The organism is Vibrio sp. GLN_1 (genome assembly GCF_043106015.1).
In the GTDB taxonomy this organism is placed as follows: domain Bacteria; phylum Pseudomonadota; class Gammaproteobacteria; order Enterobacterales; family Vibrionaceae; genus Vibrio; species Vibrio parahaemolyticus.
Genome location: NZ_JBICMD010000004.1, coordinates 127,561 through 148,870, shown reverse-complemented (window position 1 = coordinate 148,870; position 21,310 = coordinate 127,561). Strand labels below are relative to the sequence as shown.

Genomic DNA, 21,310 nt, shown 5'->3' with positions numbered 1-21,310 from the left:
TTGCCGCTGCCCTGCCATCTTGGTTAAGAGAATTGATATAGGAAGACGACTTTGACTACTGAAAAGAAAACGATGAACATCTCTGAAATTCAAGAGCTACTACCTCATCGCTACCCATTCTTATTGATCGACCGAGTGATTGACTTCCAAGAAGCGAAGTACCTTCACGCAATTAAAAATGTGTCGGTTAACGAACCTCAGTTCACAGGTCACTTTCCTCAACTACCAGTATTCCCAGGTGTGTTGATTCTGGAAGCTATGGCTCAGGCTACTGGCCTACTAGCATTTAAATCATTTGGTGCACCGACAGAAAACGAGTTGTACTACTTTGCGAGTGTAGACGGCGCGAAATTCCGTAAACCTGTGGTTCCTGGTGACCAAATGGTTATTGAAGTTGAATTTCTAAAAGAGCGTCGTGGCATTGCTGCATTTAGCGGTGTAGCAAAAGTAGACGGCGAAGTAGTGTGTTCAGCAGAGCTGAAGTGTGCTCGTCGAGAGTTTTAATATGATTCATGAAACCGCTAAAATCCACCCGGCAGCGGTGGTAGAAGAAGGCGCAAAAATTGGCGCTAACGTGACGGTTGGTCCTTTTACCTACATCACCTCAACGGTGGAGATTGGTGAAGGTACTGAAGTCATGTCTCACGTAGTAATCAAAGGCCATACCAAAATTGGTAAAGATAACCGCATTTTCCCGCATGCAGTGATTGGTGAAGAAAACCAGGACAAGAAGTATGGTGGCGAAGATACAACCGTGGTTATTGGTGACCGTAATGTGATTCGCGAAGCGGTTCAGGTTCATCGTGGTACTGTGCAAGACAAAGCGACAACAGTGATTGGCGACGACAACCTACTGTGCGTGAATGCGCACATCGCGCATGACGTCGTAGTAGGCAACCATACTCACATTGGTAACAATGCGATCCTGGGTGGCCATGTAACAGTAGAAGATCACGCTGGTGTAATGGCACTTTCTGCCATTCACCCATTCTGTACGGTAGGCGCTTATGCATACGTTGGTGGTTGTTCTGCGGTTGTTCAGGACGTACCTGCTTACGTACTTGCTCAAGGTAACCATGCTACGCCATTTGGTTTGAACTTAGTTGGCTTGAAGCGCAATGGTTTTGAGAAACCAGAAATTCGAGCACTACAAAAAGCGTACAAAGAAATTTACCGCTCTGGTAAAACGCTAGAAGAAGTGAAACCGATTCTTGCAGAAATGGCACAAGAATGGCCTGCAGTGAAGCGTTTCTGTGACATTCTAGAAACAACGGAACGTGGTATCATTCGTTAATTCACGAATGAATCAATAAGTGGAAAAGATCGCGCCCAATTAGGGCTGCGGTCTTTTTGTGTTTTATGGATAAGGAATCCCTTATCCATAGTACATAGGGCGAAATCGATATGGAAAAACCATTACGTATTGGCATCATTGCTGGCGAGTTATCTGGTGACACGCTAGGGGAAGGCTTTATCAAGGCAGTGAAAGAGCGATACCCGAATGCAGAGTTCGTTGGCATCGGTGGGCCAAAAATGATCGCGCAAGGCTGTGAATCTCTTTTTGATATGGAAGAGTTAGCTGTAATGGGCTTAGTTGAAGTGCTTGGACGATTACCTCGTTTGTTAAAAGTAAAAGCTGAGCTTGTTAAGTACTTCACTCAGAACCCGCCAGATGTTTTTGTCGGTATTGATGCGCCAGATTTTAACTTGCGTCTAGAGTTAGATTTAAAGCAAGCAGGCATTAAAACCGTGCACTACGTGAGCCCTTCAGTATGGGCGTGGCGTCAAAAGCGTATCTTCAAAATCGAGGCTGCGACCAACCTCGTACTGGCTTTTCTACCGTTTGAAAAGGCGTTTTACGATAAATTTAACGTGCCTTGTGAGTTTATCGGCCACACCTTAGCGGATGCTATTCCTTTGCAATCTGAGCAAGCGCCTGCGCGAGATCTGCTAGGACTTGAACAAGACAAAAAATGGTTAGCAGTTTTACCGGGTAGCCGTGGTAGTGAGCTCAAGATGCTCTCTCAGCCATTCATTGAGACGTGCAAGCTTCTGCACCAAAAATACCCCGGTTTGGGCTTTGTAGTGGCGCTAGTTAATCAAAAACGTCGAGAGCAATTTGAGCAAGCGTGGAAAGAGCATGCGCCCGAGCTTGATTTCAAATTGGTGGATGATACGGCTCGCAATGTTATTACAGCCTCTGATGCGGTAATGCTAGCATCTGGAACGGTAGCGTTAGAGTGCATGTTGCTTAAGCGTCCTATGGTTGTTGGCTATCGCGTCAATACCTTTACCGCCTTTCTGGCCAAGCGCCTATTGAAAACTAAGTACGTGTCATTACCCAATATTCTCGCAGATGACGAACTGGTTAAAGAGTATCTTCAAGACGATTGCACACCAGACAACTTGTTCAATGAAGTTTCTCGTTTGCTAGAGAGTGACAATAAGCCAATGCTTGATAAGTTCACCGAAATGCATCATTGGATTCGTAAAGACGCGGATCAACAAGCTGCGAATGCAGTAATGAAATTGATTGAAAAATAGAGAAGTACCATGGTCGCGAAAGCAAAAACGACAAAAGCAAAAGTAGAGCTCCCTCCGTTTGAATACCCTCAAGGTTACCAATTGATCGCCGGAGTCGATGAAGTTGGACGCGGCCCTTTGGTTGGAGATGTCGTCACCGCTGCAGTTATCCTCGATCCCAATAACCCAATCGAAGGCTTGAATGACTCTAAGAAGCTGAGCGAGAAAAAGCGTCTGGCACTGCTTCCTGAAATCAAAGAAAAAGCGCTAGCGTGGGCGGTAGGCCGTTGCTCTCCCGAAGAGATTGATGAACTGAATATTCTGCAAGCTACCATGGTTGCCATGCAACGTGCGATTGCAGGATTGAAGGTACAGCCAGATTTAGTGCTGATCGATGGTAATCGTTGCCCTGAGCTACCGGTGGATTCTCACGCTGTGGTGAAAGGCGATTTACGAGTGGCTGAAATCAGTGCCGCTTCCATCATTGCCAAAGTTGTGCGCGACCAAGAGATGGAAGAGCTGGATAAACAATATCCGCAATTCGGCTTTGCGAAGCACAAAGGTTATCCAACCAAAGCGCACTTTGAAGCAATTGAGCAACATGGTGTGATAAGCGAGCACCGTAAGAGCTTCAAACCAGTAAAGAAAGCTTTAGGCTTAGATTAATAAATTGGGCGGATTGGTGTTATAAACCCAGCCCTTTAGGTTAGAATCCCAAACAAAATAGAGTTACACGGTACCTGTTAATGTCAGATCCCAAGTTCGTCCACCTTCGTATTCACAGTGATTTCTCGATGGTGGATGGTATCAATAAAGTTCCACCGATAGTCAAGAAAGTCGCCGAGCTTGGTATGCCTGCCATGGCTTTGACTGACTTCACCAACTTATGTGGTTTGGTGAAGTTTTATGGCACAGCGCATGGCTCCGGCGTTAAACCGATCATCGGTGCAGATTTCAAAATGCAATCTGATGAATTTGGTGAAGAACTGACCCAGCTGACAGTACTTGCTGCCGACAATGCAGGTTACAAGAACCTCACGTTACTGATTTCCAAAGCGTACTTACGTGGCCACGTTCAGCACCAACCTGTGATTGATAGGGCGTGGCTGGCCGAGATGTCAGAAGGCTTAATCGTTCTATCTGGTGCTAAAAATGGCGATATCGGCAAAGCGCTGCTTAAAGGTAACCGTAAACTGGTTGAAAGCTGTGTAGAGTTTTACAAACAGCATTTCCCGGACCGTTTCTATCTAGAATTGATTCGTACAGGCCGTCCGGATGAAGAGACGTACTTGCACTTTGCCATCGATCTCGCTGAGCAACATGACTTGCCCGTGGTCGCGACAAACGAAGTGGTTTTCCTAAGTGCAGACCTTTTCGATGCGCATGAGATTCGTGTTGCGATTCATGATGGTTACACACTAGAAGATCCACGCCGACCAAAAAATTACAGCCCGCAGCAGTACCTTCGCACTGAAGAGGAAATGTGTGAGCTGTTTGCTGATATTCCAGAAGCGCTAGAAAACAGTGTCGAGATTGCCAAGCGTTGTAACGTGACCGTTCGTTTGGGTGAATACTTCTTGCCAGCCTTCCCAACAGAGGGGATGGAAGAAACTGAATTCTTGGTTATGAAGTCACGAGAAGGTTTGGAAGAGCGTCTAGAGTTCCTATTCCCTGATGAAGAAGAGCGCAAAAAGCGCCGTCCAGAATACGACGAGCGTTTACAAATCGAACTCGACGTAATCAACCAAATGGGGTTCCCTGGCTACTTCTTGATCGTAATGGAGTTCATCCAGTGGTCGAAAGACAACGCGATTCCAGTCGGTCCTGGTCGTGGTTCGGGTGCCGGTTCTTTGGTGGCCTACGCGCTGAAAATCACCGATCTTGATCCGCTTGAATATGACTTGCTCTTCGAACGTTTCTTGAACCCAGAACGTGTATCCATGCCCGATTTCGACGTCGACTTTTGTATGGATAAGCGTGACCAAGTAATTGATCACGTTGCCGAAATGTACGGTCGCGATGCCGTATCTCAGATCATCACATTCGGTACGATGGCGGCGAAAGCGGTAATCCGTGACGTTGGTCGTGTTCTTGGTCACCCATTTGGTTTCGTTGACCGTATTTCGAAACTGGTTCCGCCAGATCCGGGTATGACGCTAGAAAAAGCGTTTAAAGCCGAGCCTGCTCTGCCTGAGCTTTATGAGGCCGATGAGGAAGTTAAAGAACTCATCGATATGTGTCGCCTATTAGAAGGTTGTACACGTAACGCCGGTAAGCACGCGGGTGGTGTTGTAATTTCACCAACCACGATTACAGACTTTGCGCCAATTTATGCGGATGCGGAAGGGCATTTCCCCGTAACTCAGTTTGATAAGAACGACGTAGAAACTGCTGGTCTGGTTAAGTTTGACTTCTTGGGCCTACGTACTCTAACCATTATCGACTGGGCATTAGGGTTGATTAACCCGCGCTTGGAGAAGGAAGGTAAACCTCCTGTTCGTATCGAGTCGATACCTTTGGAAGATCCGGCTTCGTTTCGCTTACTCCAAAACTCAGAGACCACTGCGGTATTCCAGCTTGAATCGCGTGGTATGAAAGAGCTGATCAAACGACTTCAGCCTGACTGTTTTGAAGACATCATCGCATTGGTGGCCTTGTTCCGTCCGGGTCCGTTGCAATCGGGCATGGTAGATAACTTTATCGACCGTAAACATGGCCGAGAAGCGATCTCTTACCCCGATGAAAAGTGGCAACACGAGTCACTAAAAGAAATCCTCGATCCGACGTACGGAATCATTCTGTATCAAGAACAGGTAATGCAGATTGCGCAGGTTTTGTCTGGCTACACCCTTGGTGGTGCGGACATGCTGCGTCGTGCGATGGGTAAGAAAAAGCCGGAAGAAATGGCCAAGCAGCGTGCAACCTTCGAAGAAGGGGCAGTGAAGAACGGTGTTGATGGCGAGTTGGCGATGAAAATCTTCGACTTGGTAGAAAAGTTCGCAGGTTACGGTTTTAACAAATCGCACTCAGCGGCTTACGCACTGGTGTCTTACCAAACGTTGTGGCTTAAAACGCACTATCCAGCTGAATTCATGGCGGCGGTAATGACTGCCGATATGGATAACACCGAAAAAGTAGTTGGTCTGGTGGACGAATGCTTCCGCATGAAACTCACCGTGTTGCCGCCAGACATCAACTCCGGTTTATACCGTTTCAACGTTGATGAAAACGGTGCGATTGTTTACGGTATCGGCGCAATCAAAGGTGTGGGTGAAGGCCCTATCGATGCGATACTAGAAGCGCGAAACAAAGGTGGTCACTTTAAAGACCTATTTGATTTCTGTGCTCGTATCGATCTCAAACGTGTTAACAAACGCGTCATCGAAAAGCTGATTTATGCAGGTGCACTTGACCGACTTGGCCCTCATCGAGCGGCGATGATGGCGTCACTGAACGATGCCGTTAAAGCGGCCAGCCAACATCACCAAGCAGAGGCCTTTGGCCAAGGCGATATGTTTGGTGTGTTGACCGATGCACCAGAAGAAGTTGAGAATAAATACACGCAAGTGCCACCATGGCCAGAAAAGGTTTGGCTAGAAGGGGAGCGCGAAACTCTCGGTTTATATTTGACCGGGCACCCCATTAACGCGTATTTAAAGGAACTAAACAAATACACCAGTTGTCGACTAAAGGACGCGACCCCAACACGTCGCGATCAATCGGTAACGGTAGCAGGTTTAGTGATTGCTGCGCGAGTGATGACAACCAAGCGAGGTACTCGCATTGGTATCATGACGTTGGACGACCGAAGTGGTCGAATGGAAGTAATGCTGTTCTCCGATGCACTTGATCGGTATGCTGAACTTCTCGAAAAAGACAGAATTTTGGTGGTTTCGGGACAGGTCAGCTTTGATGACTTCAACGGTGGCCTTAAAATGTCGGCGCGTGAAGTTATGGATCTCGGCAGCGCGCGCGAAAAATACGCACGTGGTCTGTCGGTATCAATTGATGCTAACCAGATCAATGATCAATTCTTTGAGCAGTTTAGTCGTATTTTAGAACCGCACAAAGCCGGAACCGTACCCGTCAATGTATACTACCAGCGTGCCGACGCCAGAGCGCGGTTAACATTGGGCACCGAATGGCGAGTAACGCCAAGTGATACATTAATAGACGATTTAAAACAGTTGCTTGGCAAAAGCCAGGTAGAACTCGAATTTAACTAAAAAATTCAGCGCAATATGTCAGACGCTGAGTCAACAAGGATTCATAGATGAGCCTAAACTTTCTTGAATTTGAAAAGCCAATTGCAGAACTAGAAGCGAAAATCGAAGCACTACGTGACGTATCACGTCATGGTGGTGATTCTGCAATTGACCTGGATAAAGAAATCGAACAGCTTGAGAAGAAGAGCCTAGAACTTAAGAAGAAGATCTTCAGCGACCTAGGTGCATGGGAAACAGCTCAACTGGCTCGTCACCCACTACGTCCGTACACGCTTGATTACGTTCAACACGTATTTGAAGAGTTTGACGAACTCGCGGGTGACCGCGCATTCGCAGACGACAAAGCGATTGTTGGTGGTATTGCACGTCTTGAAGGTCGTCCTGTGATGATTATCGGTCACCAAAAAGGCCGTGAGACAAAAGAAAAAGTACGACGTAACTTTGGCATGCCAAAGCCAGAAGGTTACCGCAAAGCACTACGTTTGATGGAAATGGCCGAGCGTTTCAACATGCCAATCATCACATTCATCGACACAGCTGGCGCATATCCAGGTGTTGGTGCAGAAGAGCGTGGTCAATCTGAAGCTATCGCGAAAAACCTAAAAGTGATGTCTGGTCTTAAAGTTCCAGTAATCTGTAACGTTGTAGGTGAAGGTGGTTCAGGCGGTGCACTAGCTATTGGTGTAGGCGACTACGTGAACATGCTTCAGTACTCTACGTACTCAGTAATTTCTCCAGAAGGTTGTGCTTCAATCCTATGGCGTGATTCTGACAAAGCGCCTCAAGCAGCAGAAGCAATGGGTCTAACTGCTCCTCGCCTTAAAGAACTTGAGCTAATTGATGAGATCATCGAAGAGCCACTAGGTGGCGCGCACCGCGATCACGTTAAAATGGCTGAAAACATGAAAGCGACGCTACTTCGTCAGCTAGAAGATCTTGAGCAGCTAGATGAAGAATCGCTACGTGAACGCCGTTACCAACGTCTAATGAACTACGGTTACTGCTGATATCTCGCGAGATAACGGATAAAATGGAAAGGGTTGGACATATGTCTAACCCTTTTTTTGTACCTATCGGATCGCTTATGGAATCGCTTTACCAGCAGTTTTCTCATGTATTGAACACCTATTATCAACCTCAAACGAAGGTCGTTGTCGCGTTTAGTGGTGGTGTGGACTCACGCTTGTTACTTGAGTTGCTTCGCCGTTATCGAGAAGAAAACTCCCTCTCTTGCCACGCGGTTTATGTTCATCATGGTTTGAGTGAAAATGCGGACATTTGGGCTGATAAGTGTCAAGTATGGGCGAAACAAGCAGGTATTTCGTGCTCGGTAGAGCGTGTGAATCTAGATACCAATAGTGGTGAGAGCATTGAATTGCTGGCACGTGAAGCGCGCTATGAAGCTTTGGCTCGTCATATCAATCGTGGCGACTTATTGCTAACAGGTCAGCATGCCGACGACCAAGTCGAAACATTTTTACTCGCGCTGAAACGTGGAAGTGGGCCTAAGGGTTTATCTTCGATGGCAGAAAGTATGCCGTTTGCTGGTGGCACATTAGTTCGTCCGCTACTTAACATCAAGCGCGAGCAGATAGAAGCGACGGCGAAGAACATTGGTTTGGAATGGGTAGAAGACGAAAGTAACCAAGACACGCGCTACGATCGAAATTTTTTACGTCATCGTATCGTCCCTGAGTTGTCTGAGCGTTGGCCGAGTATTCATCAAGCGGTGCAACGAAGCGCAAGCTTATGTGCTCAGCAAGAAGCGTTATTGGATGAGCTCCTAGGTTCGGTGTTTGCGCGTGCTCTACAGGCGGATTTGAGCTTAAGTATTGATGAGTTAGCTATCCATAGTGAATTAGCTCAAGCGCGTTTGATTCGTATGTGGTTGAGTAAATGGAATGCCAATATGCCGAGTCAAACTCAATTGCGCTTGATTTGGCAAGAAGTGGCATTGGCACAACAAGATGCCAATCCAAAGCTTAAACTCAAACAAGGAGAGATCCGACGCTTCCAAAACAAATTGTACTGGGTTACGCCCCATGCCGATGTGACGAGTTGGCAAGGCCATATCCAAATCGATGAGCCACTGGTTTTACCTGAGAGTTTGGGGACGTTAACGCTTAGTACGGGTTCTCATCAGCCAAATATTTCGCTGCCATCGCACCCCGAGTTATTGAGGGTTACTTTCAATCCCGAAGGTTTGTCGGCACACCCCACAACACGTAGTCGTAGTCGTAAACTGAAAAAGTTATTCCAAGAATACAATGTGCCAAGCTGGTTACGTCGTCAGATCCCGATTTTGATGTACAAAGACCAAGTTGTTGCAGTCGCAGACTTGTTTGTGGATCAAACATTTAGTGGCCAAGACTGTGAACTCATTTGGCGCAAGCCTTTGTAATTCATGTCACAATATCGACCATAACTATCTCAAATAAAAAACGATTAGGTGAAGCAATGAAGAGAGTAATGATCGGTGCAGTGGCTGCACTAACCATGTTGAGTGGCCAAGCTCTGGCGGGTGATGCCGCTGCGGGACAAGCTAAAGCTGCAGTATGTGCGGCATGTCATGGCGCAGACGGTAACGCGACGATTCCAGGCTACCCAAATTTGAAAGGGCAAAACGAGCAGTACATCGTGAGCTCAATCAAAGCTTACAAAAACAAAGAACGTAGCGGTGGTCTTGCTGCAGTAATGCAGGCTCAGGCGTCGCTGCTTTCTGATGACGATATTGCAAACCTTGCCGCTTACTACTCAAGTTTGAAGTAAGTAAAAAGCGCATTAACACGTCGTTATCTTATTTCTACAAAACCAGAGCATTGCTCTGGTTTTGTTTTATCTCGACTTAATAAACCTTATTGAGCTCAGGATTTTAGCTGATGAACCAGAGACAAACGTTGAATGTTATGAGACGCTAAACGATAATATGCGCAAACGATTGAAGCTTAAGGGATGAACATGAAAAAGATTGAAGCGATTATCAAGCCATTTAAATTGGATGATGTTCGAGAAGCACTTGCTGAAGTAGGCATCACAGGGATGACCGTTTCTGAAGTGAAAGGTTTTGGTCGTCAGAAAGGCCACACTGAGCTATACCGCGGTGCGGAATACATGGTGGACTTCCTACCGAAAGTGAAACTGGAAATTGTTGTTACTGAAGATGTAGCAGACAAATGCGTAGAAACCATCATCGAAACCGCGCAAACAGGTAAGATTGGCGATGGTAAAATTTTCGTAACGGATGTTGAGCGTGTGGTTCGTATCCGTACTGGTGAAGAAGACGAAGACGCGATTTAAGATTTCACTACAATTGCATTTTTGATTAAGCTAAAAGGGAGCCCAATAAGGCTCCTTTTTTATTTCATGCATTCAGGTACGCTCTCATGTTTAAGCGTTTTGTTCTCTCTTTAGCCTTTCTAATCATGGCTGCGGTAGTGAGTTTTCAAGTCATCTTTACCGTGCCAGAACACCCACAGATCATCACACAAACTGGTTCTGAAATTACCGAAGACATTCGATGTATAGAGTTTAGCGGAGCAAAAGCTCTGGACGATAACGGTGAACTCAACCTTTTAGTTTGGAACATCTACAAGCAAAATCGCGCTAACTGGCAATCTGAGTTGGAGTTGTTCTCGGCAGATAAGCAATTGTTATTGCTGCAAGAAGCTAGCATGACAGACAGTTTTAAACAATGGTTGGTAGATGGCAGCTGGGTCAGCAACCAAGTCAGCGCATTTAAAGCGTTAGGCAGCGGAGCTGGCGTGATTAGTATTGCTCAAAAGCAGCCAGTTAAAGCATGCGCGTACACGTCAAAAGAACCGTGGTTGCGTTTGCCAAAATCGGCGTTGTACAGCCAGTATCGTTTAAGTAATGGTGAGAGCTTGGCCGTTATCAATGTGCATGCGATCAACTTTACCGTTGGAACGGAAGAATATACTTCGCAACTTTCTGCGCTTGAGACGCTACTTAAACAACACAGCGGGCCAATCGTATTTGCTGGTGATTTTAATAGTTGGAGCGAATATCGGATTACGGCCATGAAGCAGGCCCTGAGGGAAGCAAATTTGAGAGAAGTACAATTCTCGCCAGATCATCGTACGCAGTTTATTACGGGCTTGCCGCTAGACCATGTGTTCTACCGCGGACTAACGCTCAAAAATGCGAAAGCACCGCAGAGCGACGCTTCCGATCATAATCCATTACTGGTGTCGTTTACGCTTAACGATTAGCGTTAGTCAGCTTAAGCGATAACGATGTACAACGCCCAAATTACGTAAAACGCAATCCAAGGCAGGCTCGAAATCACCAGAGCCTGTCCGCGTTCAAATTCAGTCCACGTTAATACCACGCCGTAACCTAGAACAATGTACCAAGGCAACAGAAGTGGCAGTGAGCTAGCAAAATGAGACCATTCGTTGGTGAGTGGCAACTTCAGTAAGCCATTGAGACTGTTGAGATCCGCCGCATAGGTCATTACCTGACCATGTTTCAATAGTAAGCTTGCGTAGCTTGCAATGTCGCCCAATACCGCTGGAAACAAAATGGCGCACGATGCCGCAAACCATTTCCAGTAACCGTATTGTTGTTTACTTGCTTTAGTCGCAAGGAAGAACCAAAACGCAAGCAACAAAAGCGTCGCAAAGCGATTGAACACGTCATTAATGATCGCACTTGCCATCAACGTGTTTGGTTCCAATAGCTCAATCTGCTGTGGGTCGATTTGTTGGAACTGTACAGTGAGTTGGTCACTTAACCACGTAAAATCAACGTTCGAAAAGTACGCGCCCCAAAATAGGAATGGGCTTAGCATCAAAAAGATGAAAGGTTGCCATCCCCAACCACCACGCTGATAAAGCGCAAGAAAACAAGAGGTTGGAGAACGGAATATGTCCAACAACATTACGAGTGGGTTACTTGACGGGTTCATACACTTACCTTAGTTACATCTACGTACAGCTTAAGTTTTTGACCCGGTTTTAGGTACTTCTGCTTATGCAGTGAGTTCCATTTTACGATGTCGTTGCTCTTCACCTTGAATTTGCTTGCGATGCCACTGATGGTGTCGCCAGAGCGAACGTTGTAGAACACGGTACGAATCACGGCGCCTTGGTCTGATTTTTTCCAAATCACCAGCTTTTGACCGACGCGCAGGGTATCTTTTGGTCCCATGCCGTTCCATTTTGCTAGCGATTTGTGTGAAACCTTGTTGTCACGAGCGATAGACCACAAACTTTCACCCGATTGCACAACGTGTGACAGTTTCAGCTGGCCACGAGCTTGCGATTGCGTTTTGTTCAAACGGTTTTGCGCTGTAAGTGCGTACTTTGAATCGTCTTTGGTTGACGTCGGAATAAGTAAGTACTGACCAATGCGAATGTTGTTGTTCGACAGGCCGTTAGCACGACGAATCACTTTTGAGGTCGTACCGTATTTCTTCGCCAACATACTCAACGAGTCGCCAGATTTGACTTTGTAACGCGCGACTTTCATGCCTTTACCGCGATTGCTCTCAACTTGAGTTAAGAACGCATCCTTCTTCTCCACAGGAATAAGAAGCTGATGAGGACCTTCTGGTGCGGTGGACCATTGGTTGTAGGCAGGGTTGTAGCTTTGCAGCTCTTTTACCCCGATGCCCGCGTAATCAGCAGCGATAGCGAGATCCAGTTGTTCTTTCGGATCGACTAACGTCAGCACTGGTTTGTTTGGGATAGATGGAATGTCGATACCGTACTTTTCTTGGTTTGCCACCACGTCCGCAAGAGCGAGAAGTTTTGGCACGTAGCTACTGGTCTCTTTTGGCAGATCTAAAGAGAAAAAGTCGACAGGTTTACCCAATTTTTTGTTCTTACGGATAGCGCTAGATACACGACCGCCGCCACTATTGTAGGCTGCGATTGCGTGTTCCCAGTTTCCGTCAAAACGTTCATTTAATTGAACAAGATAATCCAATGCAGCATCGGTAGAGGCAGCGACATCGCGACGCCCGTCATACCAGTAGTTTTGTTCAAGCCCCATCATTTTCCCGGTGCCTGGCACAAACTGCCACAAACCTGCTGCGCTACCGTGCGAGTAGGCGAAAGCGTCAAATGAGCTTTCCACAACCGGTAGAAGAGCAAGCTCCATTGGCAACCCTCGTTCTTCGATACGTTGCGTGATCATGTAAAGAAATGGCGCTGCACGTTTAGATACCGTGTACAGGTGGTTTGGGTGTTTCAAATACCACGTACGGTAATAATCCACTTTCTTGTTGTTTGGGATGTCCATTTCAAGCTGCATAGCAATACGTTGCCACACATCTTCTTGTTCCTGAGGGGAGAGAACTTTTGGCGTATCCTTGGCAGAATCTTTCGCCAAAGATTGTTTGTTTTTAGATTTAGTCTTAGTGGCATTCTGCTTAGCAGTTTGCTCTGACTTGTTGGTTTCTGGAGTTGGAGTGGTGGACGAATTTGGCTGAGTCAATTGACAGCCAGATAATAACAACACCAACGCCCAGCTATACTTCAAACGCATGGGTTCAGCCTATTTAGGGCCTTTTTATCTTCTCCTGCCTGTCGCGCAGCCTAAGTTGCGTGGCAGTCGTGAGATAATAGACATCTTTTAACACTAACTAATATTCAATAGAGGCGGAGAGCTTCTAAAATTATGCATGGGAGCGACATTCAAGTTGGTTTATATCGACCCCAAACGTAAGAGAAGCGCCAGTGGCGCTTCCCAAAAAATCAGCCCCTGATAATACTGGGGTCTTGCAAACTTACAAGCAGAAAATGGTTAAAATTCGTTCTTCCACTCACGCAAAGCAGTAAAAACCGAGCATGGATCGCTATTTTTAATGCGGTTCGCGACAGACTTAACAACGTCTGGATTGGTGGTACGCAAGAATGGATTAATCCACTTTTCTTTTCGCAGCGTTGTAGGAAGGGTAGGAATATTTAGTGCACGAAGGCGGTTCACATCGTCTCGGTATTGACGTAGTTGCTCGTTATCAGGTTCCACAGCCAGCGCAAAGGCAACGTTACTCGCTGTATATTCATGCGCGCAGAACACTTGTGTTTCTTCTGGAAGCGCTGCAATTTTGCTCAGAGACTCAAACATCTGCTCTGGTGTGCCTTCGAAAATACGACCGCAACCAGCAGAAAATAGCACGTCACCACAAAATAGCTTGCTATCGCCCACATACCCTATATGACCGAGCGTGTGCCCCGGCAAACCGAGCACCAAGAAGATTTCGCCGAACAGCTCAAGCTTATCGCCTTCTTCCATAGGAGTTGTTAAGGTCGGAATTGGCTCCGCTTTCGGGCCGACAACGGTGACGTGAGGAAATGCACGAACTAAATCTGGAACACCGCCAATGTGATCGTTGTGGTGGTGTGTAACTAAGATCGCTTCTAAAGTTAATTCGTTAGCCTGCAAATAATCTAATACTGGCTGTGCATCGCCTGGATCGACCACGGCGCAACGCTTGTCGCTATTTTGTATCAGCCAGATGTAATTATCATTAAATGCGGGTATGCTTTTGATCTCTAACACGATTCGTTCTCCGTCACCCTTTTTAAGTCAGGTGGTTAATGAAACCAGCACTCAGCAACAAAACTTTACCGCACCCATCGACTTGGTCAGCGATGAACAATGGGCCTTGGGTGCTTGAGTCAATCCAGACCCGACTTGATGAATGGTGTCCGAAACTGTTCGGCTACCATATGCTCAAACTGGGCGGGTTGAGCTGTGAGCTAACCAGCTGTAATTGTAACATTCAACACCAAGTCAACGTAGATATCCAGAACCCGTTGCACAATGTTATCGCAGATGGTTACGAATTGCCCTTTTTGGAAAAAAGCTTTGATGTCGTGATACTTGCCCATCAGCTTGATTATGCAAGTGATCCACATCGTCTGCTGCGAGAAGTAGACAGAGTGATGATGGATGATGGCTGCTTGATCATTACGGGTTTTAACCCAATTAGCTTTACTGGTTTAGCGAGTTTGTTCCCATGGCGTAAAAATAACTTGCCGTGGAGTGGACGAATGTTTACTTCGAGCCGAATCAATGACTGGTTAGGGTTACTCAATTACCAAGTAATTCATTGTGATCGTTATGCGCTGTTTCCTATGACACGTTATCGCACCATGTGGACTTGGTTAGAAAACAGCTTGGGGGGTTGGGCTTCTCCGGCGGGGAGCTTGTACTATATCGTCGCTCGTAAACGAACGTACCCTCTCAAGCCAATCAAACCACATTGGCGTCTAAAGAAAAAACTGACGCCGCTTGGCGTGATGAACCGAGAGGGATTTGGTGTGAAGAGAGTGTCGAGCCAGCGCTACTAGCGTATTAAGATGGCTGGTAGCCTGTATCTTCTTCTGTTGGGTTTTCTGCTGCTGTGCGGGCGAGTTCATCACAGATTTCGTTTTCTCTGTGTCCAGCATGGCCTTTAACCCAATGCCAATCCACTTGGTGGCGTGCCGTTTCTTTATCCAGTGCTTGCCATAAATCGGCGTTCTTCACGGGCTTTTTATCTGCGGTTTTCCAGCCGCGTTTTTTCCAGTTGTGAATCCACTGCGTGATCCCTTGGCGCACGTACTGACTATCGGTCGTCAGCGTGACACGGCACGGTTCTTTCAGTGTTTGCAGGGCGACAACTGCGGCTAACATTTCCATGCGATTGTTGGTGGTGAGGGTGTAGCCTTTGGAGAGCGTCTTTTCTACGTCTTTGTAGCGTAAGACGATGCCGTAGCCACCAGGGCCTGGATTTCCTAAACAAGATCCGTCTGTGAAAATCTCAACGTGTTTGGTCATATTTTTGGTACTATTAGCCGAAACATTTAATAAAGCATAGTCTGACATACATAACCTTATGAATACCAGCAGCAATTCTGAACATAATCGCATTGTCGTTCTCGATACCGAAACCACAGGTATGAACCAAGAAGGTGGTCCGCACTACTTAGGGCACCGCATCATCGAAATCGGTGCCGTGGAGATCATCAACCGTAAGCTGACTGGTCGTCATTTCCATGTGTACATTAAGCCCGATCGTGAAATTCAACCTGAGGCGATACAAGTACACGGTATTACCGATGAATTCTTGGTAGATAAACCGGAATACGCGAGTATCCACCAAGAGTTTCTTGATTTTATCAAAGGCGCAGAACTGGTTGCGCATAACGCGCCCTTCGATACTGGTTTCATGGATTATGAGTTTGAAAAACTCGATCCAACAATTGGTAAAACCGACGATTACTGCAAGGTGACGGATACGCTTGCCATGGCGAAGAAAATCTTCCCGGGCAAGCGCAACAACCTCGACGTATTATGTGAACGTTACGGCATTGATAACTCGCACCGTACACTCCACGGGGCATTGCTCGATGCGGAGATTCTAGCCGACGTTTACCTACTGATGACTGGTGGGCAAACGAGTCTAGAATTTAACGCCAACAAACAAGAAGGCGGGGTTGAAACTATTCGCCGTATTGAAGGAAGAAAAGCACTAAAGGTTTTGCGTGCAACTGCCGATGAATTAGAAGCGCACCAGAAAAGATTAGAACTGGTAAACGACTGTATTTGGCACCAATAGGAGAAGCTATGTTGAGGGCTTTGTCGGTCGCTATTTTAGCGATCTGGAGTTGTTTCGCATTTGCCGCGAGCGAGTCCGCCATGTCTTTGTTGGATAACCGTTTTCGTGTCGACCCGACCATCGAACAGATTACTTTTCTGGTTTATCGTGAACAAAGTTCTCAACCTGTTGTGTTAGTTCGTCCAGATGGTAAAAAATATTACGCGTGGGGCTCTTACGACAACGTTCGTTGGTATCAAGAACCATCACTCGACATCATTTCAGTCGACAACCCAATGCCCGGTCCTTGGCAAGCTGTGGGGAAAGTAACCCCAAAAAACAACATCCGCTTAATTTCACATCTCAAGCTCAGCACCGACGTATTCCCTAACCGTCTCTATAACGGAGAAGCGCTCAAGTTCACTGCGCGTTTAACTTCAGACGATAAGCCGCTTGTCCTGCGAGACTTTCTCGACCGCGTCAACTTGCGAGTCACCTTTACTAAGTTTGTCGAAAATGAAGACGAACTGATAAAAGAAGCACGCCCAGTGCCGATGATCATTGGCGAATTTTCTGATGATGGTCGCGGTCTGGATGAACAAGCGGGCGATGGCGTCTTCACCGTTCAATTACCTATCGAAGTGGAACCGGGCAAGTACCGCGCACGAATCACCTCTGGAAACGGCGTATTTTTGCGTGCGCAAGAACAGGTGATTTTGGTGTACCCAAACCCAGTCTCACGTACGTTTATTCAATCTCGTAGCCCAGAGAAACCACATCAGCTGGTGGTTAGTGGTGAGCAAGGTATGATTGCTCCCGGCTCTATCGCGGTAAACGTCGAGCAAAATGCACCTGATGGCTTCATTACCTACAGCCAAGGGCAAGTGTCACAGGATGGTATGAAAACCACCTTGAACTTGGATAATGATCCTGAACTGGGCAAGTACTCATGGCGCGGAGAAATCTTTGCAACGGATTTCGCAACCCAGCGTGCACTGGTGTTTCCTATTCAAGAACAAACCTTCAGTGTCGTTGATGAAGTAGATTTAGAAGCTGCCCGCATCGCCAAAGAAGCAGAGCTGGCCGAGCAACGCCGTATTGAGATGGAAAAACGCATCATTGCAGAGCGCGAAGCTGAGCGTAAACGCAGCATGATCATCATTGCGGTCGGCAACGTAGTGATGCTTTTGATTGCTATCGTGGCTTGGATTGTGTGGCGCAAGTTAAAAGCGAAACGACAAGCCATGCCTGAAATGCAATTGGAAGTGCCAAAGAAATAAGGCAGAAGAGTTAGAGAAAGAACGGAGCCCATCGGCTCCGTTTTTTTTCTAGGTTTTTTGCCATGAATGCTAGGGATCTTCTGTCTGTCCAAATAAGTAAATGTGAGAACTAACTATTTGATTTTTAATTGAAGCATGCCGATAAAGCTCGCATTATAGACTCTTAGTATTAGTCTGTTCGTACAAGCTATAAGGAGAGAGCTTTGAAAATGGAAATGTTAAATCTAGATCATTTGCCTTTACAGAAGGTATTGGTGGAGTCGGTATATAACGCCTTTGTCAATGAAGAGAATGTTATTGCCGCAGTATTGCTAGGTTCATTGTCTTCAGGAAAGGGAGACCGAGTATCGGATGCGGATGTTGTTGTTTTCACCAAAAACAATTTCCATAAAAATGCTGAGCCTTGTTTTGCTCAGTTTGAAGCTGACAGAGAGATCTTCTATCGCTTAGAAGGTGATCATAATGAGATGGCACACTTCAAAAAATATATCTTCAACGATCTAACTAGTGCTGAGATTCATTGCTTAGATTTGAGCGAACCTTTTAAGCTTTCTAAGCCCTTCATAATCCTATTCGATAAAGATGAATTTATTAATGAACTGGTTACCAACGAACCGGCACCCAAGCATGAAGATTTTCCTGTTTATACTATTGGCGACCAAGGTCTGATTTGGGAATTGTTTGACTGCATAAAATGGCTTAGCCGCGATAATAATGAATTAGCCAAAAGCTATTTAAAGAAACTCGCAGACAAACTATAGACTCGGTATTTCAAATCAAAAGAAGCGAGGTGCTTAAGAGGCTTCTATGACGTACAAAAAACGTCGGAAGTACAAGTGTCATCTTCATTCAGAAGAGCAGGTTGAAAGCGGTATTTATCTTGGTGTGCCTTTTGAAAGTCCCTATCTTAGCTTAAGTGAACAAGGTTTATTGACGATTAAGAAAGGTTATTCGTGGGATGGTGTAAGTGGTCCTGCAACTGATACCAGAAATCTCATTCTGGCGTCTTTAGTGCATGACGAACTTTATCAACTTATGAGAGAAGAATTGCCGCCTCAAAGTAACCGAGCATAAGCGGATGGGCTATTGCGGACGCTCTGTCTTGAAGAATGCAGTTCTCCTTGCGCGCGAATTACATCTATTACGGAGCCAAAATTTTTGTGGAGGCTTCTCAAAGCCGGATGTTTTATCTGCCTGAGAGGATTCCTTTTTATTTTTGTGTATGTTTATTTACACAGTATTGTTATGTATGCTTCGTTGGTAATTAAAGGAGTCGTACGCAATGACGATAAAATACGAAGAGTTCGTTCCAAGCCCAGAAGAATACTGTGAGATGCGTGTCAAAGCAGGTTTGTCTCCAAAGTCTCTGCAAGCGGCGGAAATTGGCTTACCCAACTCTCTTTACGGAGTGTCCATCCGAGATGAGGGTGCTCTTATTGCAATGGGCCGGGTTGTTGGTGACGGGGCGTGTAACTTCGAAATTGTCGACGTTGCCGTTGACCCTGATTATCAAGGTAACGGGTTAGGTAGAAAAGTCATGGAATACATCGACGATTATCTTTCTTCTGTTGCACTTGAAGGCTCTTACGTTTCTATGATTGCTGACGAGCCATTCTTTTATGAAAATCTTGGTTACAAGCTAGTGGCTCCCAAAAGCCAAGGAATGACGAAAAAATTTAAACCGCAAGCATAAAGCCGAGCCGATTAAACAGATAAAATGAACAATAAAAAACAGGAGAAGATACTCCTGTTTTTATTTTAGATTATCGCTTAAGCCACTTCTGGAATTGGCTTTGGTGGTTGTTCCAAATCGGGTTCTTTTTGCACGGTAGGAACAATCCCTTCACCGACTGCACTGAGGTAGCTACCACTGAGTTTGATCGCAAGGTACATATCGGCACGCAGCAAAATCCCGCCTTCGCTGGTGCTTATTCCCGTTAACTCACACCATTGACGCAAGCGGCGTTTTCTTCCTGCGAGGACTAATCGTATTCCTCTTTTTTTGAGCACTTCGTGAATGTCGGCCAATGTCGCCATGACACTCAAATCTAGGTGAGTAAAGCTCGATACGGCATCGACTACGACACAGCTGACATCTTTGTTTTGCTCTGCATGCTCTAGCAAACGACGCTTAAAGTATGGTGCATTAAAGTAGGTTAACGGTGAGTTGAAGCGATAAATCACCATGCCCGGAATTGGAGACGCTTTTCCGGTTTCATCAATGGTGCGAATGGTGCCTTTTTCATCCAGACCCAGTAGTTGGTCACTTGGTCGCATGACGATGCGTAAAAACTGAAATAGGCCTAATAGAACTGCCAGTGTGATACCTGGAATAACCCCAATTACTAACACGGAAATAAAGGTAATGATGGCAAGGTAAAAGGCATCTTTGTCACGTGTTTTCAGTATCCATATGGCTTTGAGGTCAAGCAGTGACAGTGACGCGATGATGAGTACCACGCCGAGTGACGCAATAGGGATGAACTGTAACGGTTCGTAAATAAAGACCGCGATAATAGCAATGGTGATGGCAGCCACAATCGATACCAATTGTGATTTTCCCCCATTGGCGTCGTTAACGGCGGTACGAGAATCTGCGCCGCTGATGGCAAAGCCTTGCGAGAAGGCAGAAGCAATATTGGCGAACCCCAATGCCTGAAATTCTTTATTGGCGTCAATGTCGTAGCCGTTCTTTGCTGCGAAGCTGCGCGCGGTCAGCATCATGCTGACAAAGCTAACGATCGCTAAGTTTAACGCTGGCACGACGAGCTCACGCACTTCGCCAAGCTCAAATTGTGGGGCTTGAAATTGAGGGAAACCACCTTGAGTTAGGCCGACTACGGCCACGTCCATTTCTTGTAAGTGCAGTAGCCAAACCGATGCTGTAGTAACCAGTATGGCAAGCATTGCTGCAGGCCAAGTAGGACGGTAGCGTTTGGTTACCAAATAGACCACCACAGTCGCTACACTTAACGCAACTGTTGGCCAATGAAGTTCTGCCAAGCGTTGTGGAGCTTCCCATAATCGTTCAAGTAGATAGCGTTGTTCGTATTTCAAACCCACGACTTTCGCAAACTGACCGACAATGATGGTCAACGCCACGCCGTTGAGTAGCCCTAAGAGGATTGGGCGGGAAAGGAAGTCAGCAAAAATTCCCAGTTTGAAACGGCTGGCCAGTACACACCAAATACCTGTCATGGCTGTCATGGTCATGACGAGCTGCCAGTGTTTGGTTGGGTCGCCAGCGGCAATTGGGGTAACGACGGCGGCAATGACGGCACAGGTTGCGGCGTCCGGGCCAACAATGAGTTGTCGGGAAGTGCCCATTAAAGCGTAAACCAGCATCGGCAGCACGCATGAGTAGAGGCCGACGATAGCAGAAACGCCAGTTAGCTGTGCATAAGCAATAGCAACAGGTAGTGCAACAGCAACAACAGAAAATGCTGCTCTAAAGTCGTTCACGAGCCATTCTTTTTGATAGTTTTTAAGTTGAATGAGTCCTGGGAACCACTGAGCGAATAAGAGTCTAGCCAACAGATTTTCCATATATGTAGTTGAGATACGGTAAAGTATACACCGTTAATGAGTAAGGTCTGTGAGCTATTTATAACTCATATCGCGATCAATTGGTTTGGCTGTGGTTACAACGGTTGTCTGAGAGTGAGCATCGGATGCGTCGAAAGGGAGGGGCGTTATTTGGAGTCAGAGCACAAGAAAACGGGAGCCAAAGC

At 46.3% G+C, this 21,310-nt stretch carries 21 protein-coding genes; 16 read left to right on the top strand and 5 right to left on the bottom strand.

The genetic code is table 11. The features are described 5' to 3' along the window. The first annotated feature begins 51 nt into the window (after nucleotides 1–51). The 10 genes from fabZ to ACF8OV_RS01010 all read left to right on the top strand — a co-directional run bounded on the left by fabZ (nucleotide 52) and on the right by ACF8OV_RS01010 (nucleotide 10,978). Nucleotides 52–504: a 3-hydroxyacyl-ACP dehydratase FabZ gene (fabZ, locus tag ACF8OV_RS01055; RefSeq protein WP_005456699.1), complete on the top strand. Its 453-nt coding sequence runs from the start codon at nucleotides 52–54 to the stop codon at nucleotides 502–504. Nucleotide 505: 1 nt separating this feature from the next. Next, a complete protein-coding gene (gene lpxA, locus ACF8OV_RS01050) occupies nucleotides 506–1,294 on the top strand; it encodes an acyl-ACP--UDP-N-acetylglucosamine O-acyltransferase (protein ID WP_025571061.1) in 789 nt (262 codons plus the stop codon). 110 nt (nucleotides 1,295–1,404) lie between these two features. Then, on the top strand, nucleotides 1,405–2,544 hold the full coding sequence (gene lpxB / locus ACF8OV_RS01045) for a lipid-A-disaccharide synthase (RefSeq protein WP_025554047.1): 1,140 nt from the start codon (nucleotides 1,405–1,407) through the stop codon (nucleotides 2,542–2,544). Nucleotides 2,545–2,553: 9 nt separating this feature from the next. Next, nucleotides 2,554–3,189 (top strand): ribonuclease HII, encoded by a 636-nt coding sequence (rnhB, locus tag ACF8OV_RS01040; protein WP_193297696.1) that lies wholly within the window; start codon nucleotides 2,554–2,556, stop codon nucleotides 3,187–3,189. Nucleotides 3,190–3,269: 80 nt separating this feature from the next. After that, the gene (dnaE, locus tag ACF8OV_RS01035) at nucleotides 3,270–6,749 is read left to right on the top strand and encodes a DNA polymerase III subunit alpha (protein WP_005487225.1); all 3,480 of its coding nucleotides are present in this window, start codon (nucleotides 3,270–3,272) and stop codon (nucleotides 6,747–6,749) included. 47 nt (nucleotides 6,750–6,796) lie between these two features. Then, nucleotides 6,797–7,756, top strand: coding sequence for an acetyl-CoA carboxylase carboxyl transferase subunit alpha (gene accA, locus ACF8OV_RS01030; RefSeq protein WP_005480969.1), 960 nt, complete (start codon nucleotides 6,797–6,799; stop codon nucleotides 7,754–7,756). A 77-nt stretch (nucleotides 7,757–7,833) separates the two neighbouring features. Beyond that, nucleotides 7,834–9,150 (top strand): tRNA lysidine(34) synthetase TilS, encoded by a 1,317-nt coding sequence (gene tilS / locus ACF8OV_RS01025; protein ID WP_140381550.1) that lies wholly within the window; start codon nucleotides 7,834–7,836, stop codon nucleotides 9,148–9,150. Between the two features lie 56 nt (nucleotides 9,151–9,206). Continuing rightward, nucleotides 9,207–9,518, top strand: a complete 312-nt coding sequence (locus ACF8OV_RS01020) for a cytochrome c (RefSeq protein ID WP_005488964.1) — start codon at nucleotides 9,207–9,209, stop codon at nucleotides 9,516–9,518. 189 nt (nucleotides 9,519–9,707) lie between these two features. Next, nucleotides 9,708–10,046: a nitrogen regulatory protein P-II gene (glnB, locus tag ACF8OV_RS01015; RefSeq protein WP_005436810.1), complete on the top strand. Its 339-nt coding sequence runs from the start codon at nucleotides 9,708–9,710 to the stop codon at nucleotides 10,044–10,046. Between the two features lie 86 nt (nucleotides 10,047–10,132). After that, nucleotides 10,133–10,978, top strand: a complete 846-nt coding sequence (locus ACF8OV_RS01010) for an endonuclease/exonuclease/phosphatase family protein (protein ID WP_021486826.1) — start codon at nucleotides 10,133–10,135, stop codon at nucleotides 10,976–10,978. 11 nt (nucleotides 10,979–10,989) lie between these two features. Here ACF8OV_RS01010 and ACF8OV_RS01005 read toward each other — a convergent pair whose 3' ends face one another. The 3 genes from ACF8OV_RS01005 to gloB form a co-directional block, all read right to left on the bottom strand. Continuing rightward, nucleotides 10,990–11,676, bottom strand: coding sequence for a YIP1 family protein (locus ACF8OV_RS01005; protein ID WP_005494291.1), 687 nt, complete (start codon nucleotides 11,674–11,676; stop codon nucleotides 10,990–10,992). Then, nucleotides 11,673–13,259, bottom strand: a complete 1,587-nt coding sequence (locus ACF8OV_RS01000; protein ID WP_020838643.1) for a LysM peptidoglycan-binding domain-containing protein — start codon at nucleotides 13,257–13,259, stop codon at nucleotides 11,673–11,675. Before ACF8OV_RS01000 ends, ACF8OV_RS01005 begins: the two co-directional genes overlap by 4 nt. A gap of 258 nt (nucleotides 13,260–13,517) precedes the next feature. Then, nucleotides 13,518–14,276, bottom strand: a complete 759-nt coding sequence (gene gloB, locus ACF8OV_RS00995) for a hydroxyacylglutathione hydrolase (RefSeq protein ID WP_005456739.1) — start codon at nucleotides 14,274–14,276, stop codon at nucleotides 13,518–13,520. Nucleotides 14,277–14,314: 38 nt separating this feature from the next. Here gloB and ACF8OV_RS00990 point away from each other — a divergent pair, with 38 nt between their 5' ends. Continuing rightward, nucleotides 14,315–15,070, top strand: a complete 756-nt coding sequence (locus ACF8OV_RS00990) for a class I SAM-dependent methyltransferase (protein ID WP_140107168.1) — start codon at nucleotides 14,315–14,317, stop codon at nucleotides 15,068–15,070. 4 nt (nucleotides 15,071–15,074) lie between these two features. Here the strand turns inward: ACF8OV_RS00990 and rnhA are convergent, their stop codons facing one another. Further along, complete coding sequence (gene rnhA / locus ACF8OV_RS00985) at nucleotides 15,075–15,539, bottom strand: ribonuclease HI (RefSeq protein ID WP_005484436.1); 465 nt, start codon at nucleotides 15,537–15,539, stop codon at nucleotides 15,075–15,077. Between the two features lie 58 nt (nucleotides 15,540–15,597). On the opposite strand from rnhA, the gene dnaQ reads away from it, so the two are divergent. From dnaQ to ACF8OV_RS00960, 5 genes are all read left to right on the top strand, one after another. Beyond that, the gene (gene dnaQ / locus ACF8OV_RS00980) at nucleotides 15,598–16,320 is read left to right on the top strand and encodes a DNA polymerase III subunit epsilon (protein WP_005457782.1); all 723 of its coding nucleotides are present in this window, start codon (nucleotides 15,598–15,600) and stop codon (nucleotides 16,318–16,320) included. An 8-nt stretch (nucleotides 16,321–16,328) separates the two neighbouring features. Beyond that, nucleotides 16,329–17,579 (top strand): TIGR03503 family protein, encoded by a 1,251-nt coding sequence (locus ACF8OV_RS00975; protein ID WP_015297131.1) that lies wholly within the window; start codon nucleotides 16,329–16,331, stop codon nucleotides 17,577–17,579. A gap of 209 nt (nucleotides 17,580–17,788) precedes the next feature. Beyond that, the gene (locus ACF8OV_RS00970) at nucleotides 17,789–18,340 is read left to right on the top strand and encodes a nucleotidyltransferase domain-containing protein (RefSeq protein ID WP_193283541.1); all 552 of its coding nucleotides are present in this window, start codon (nucleotides 17,789–17,791) and stop codon (nucleotides 18,338–18,340) included. A gap of 46 nt (nucleotides 18,341–18,386) precedes the next feature. After that, entirely contained in the window at nucleotides 18,387–18,653 is a 267-nt protein-coding gene (locus ACF8OV_RS00965; RefSeq protein ID WP_229603058.1) for a hypothetical protein, read from the top strand. Nucleotides 18,654–18,861: 208 nt separating this feature from the next. Continuing rightward, nucleotides 18,862–19,272 (top strand): GNAT family N-acetyltransferase, encoded by a 411-nt coding sequence (locus ACF8OV_RS00960; protein ID WP_069491825.1) that lies wholly within the window; start codon nucleotides 18,862–18,864, stop codon nucleotides 19,270–19,272. Nucleotides 19,273–19,349: 77 nt separating this feature from the next. Here ACF8OV_RS00960 and ACF8OV_RS00955 read toward each other — a convergent pair whose 3' ends face one another. Continuing rightward, a complete protein-coding gene (locus ACF8OV_RS00955) occupies nucleotides 19,350–21,125 on the bottom strand; it encodes a SulP family inorganic anion transporter (protein ID WP_005457639.1) in 1,776 nt (591 codons plus the stop codon). Nucleotides 21,126–21,310 lie beyond the last annotated feature (185 nt).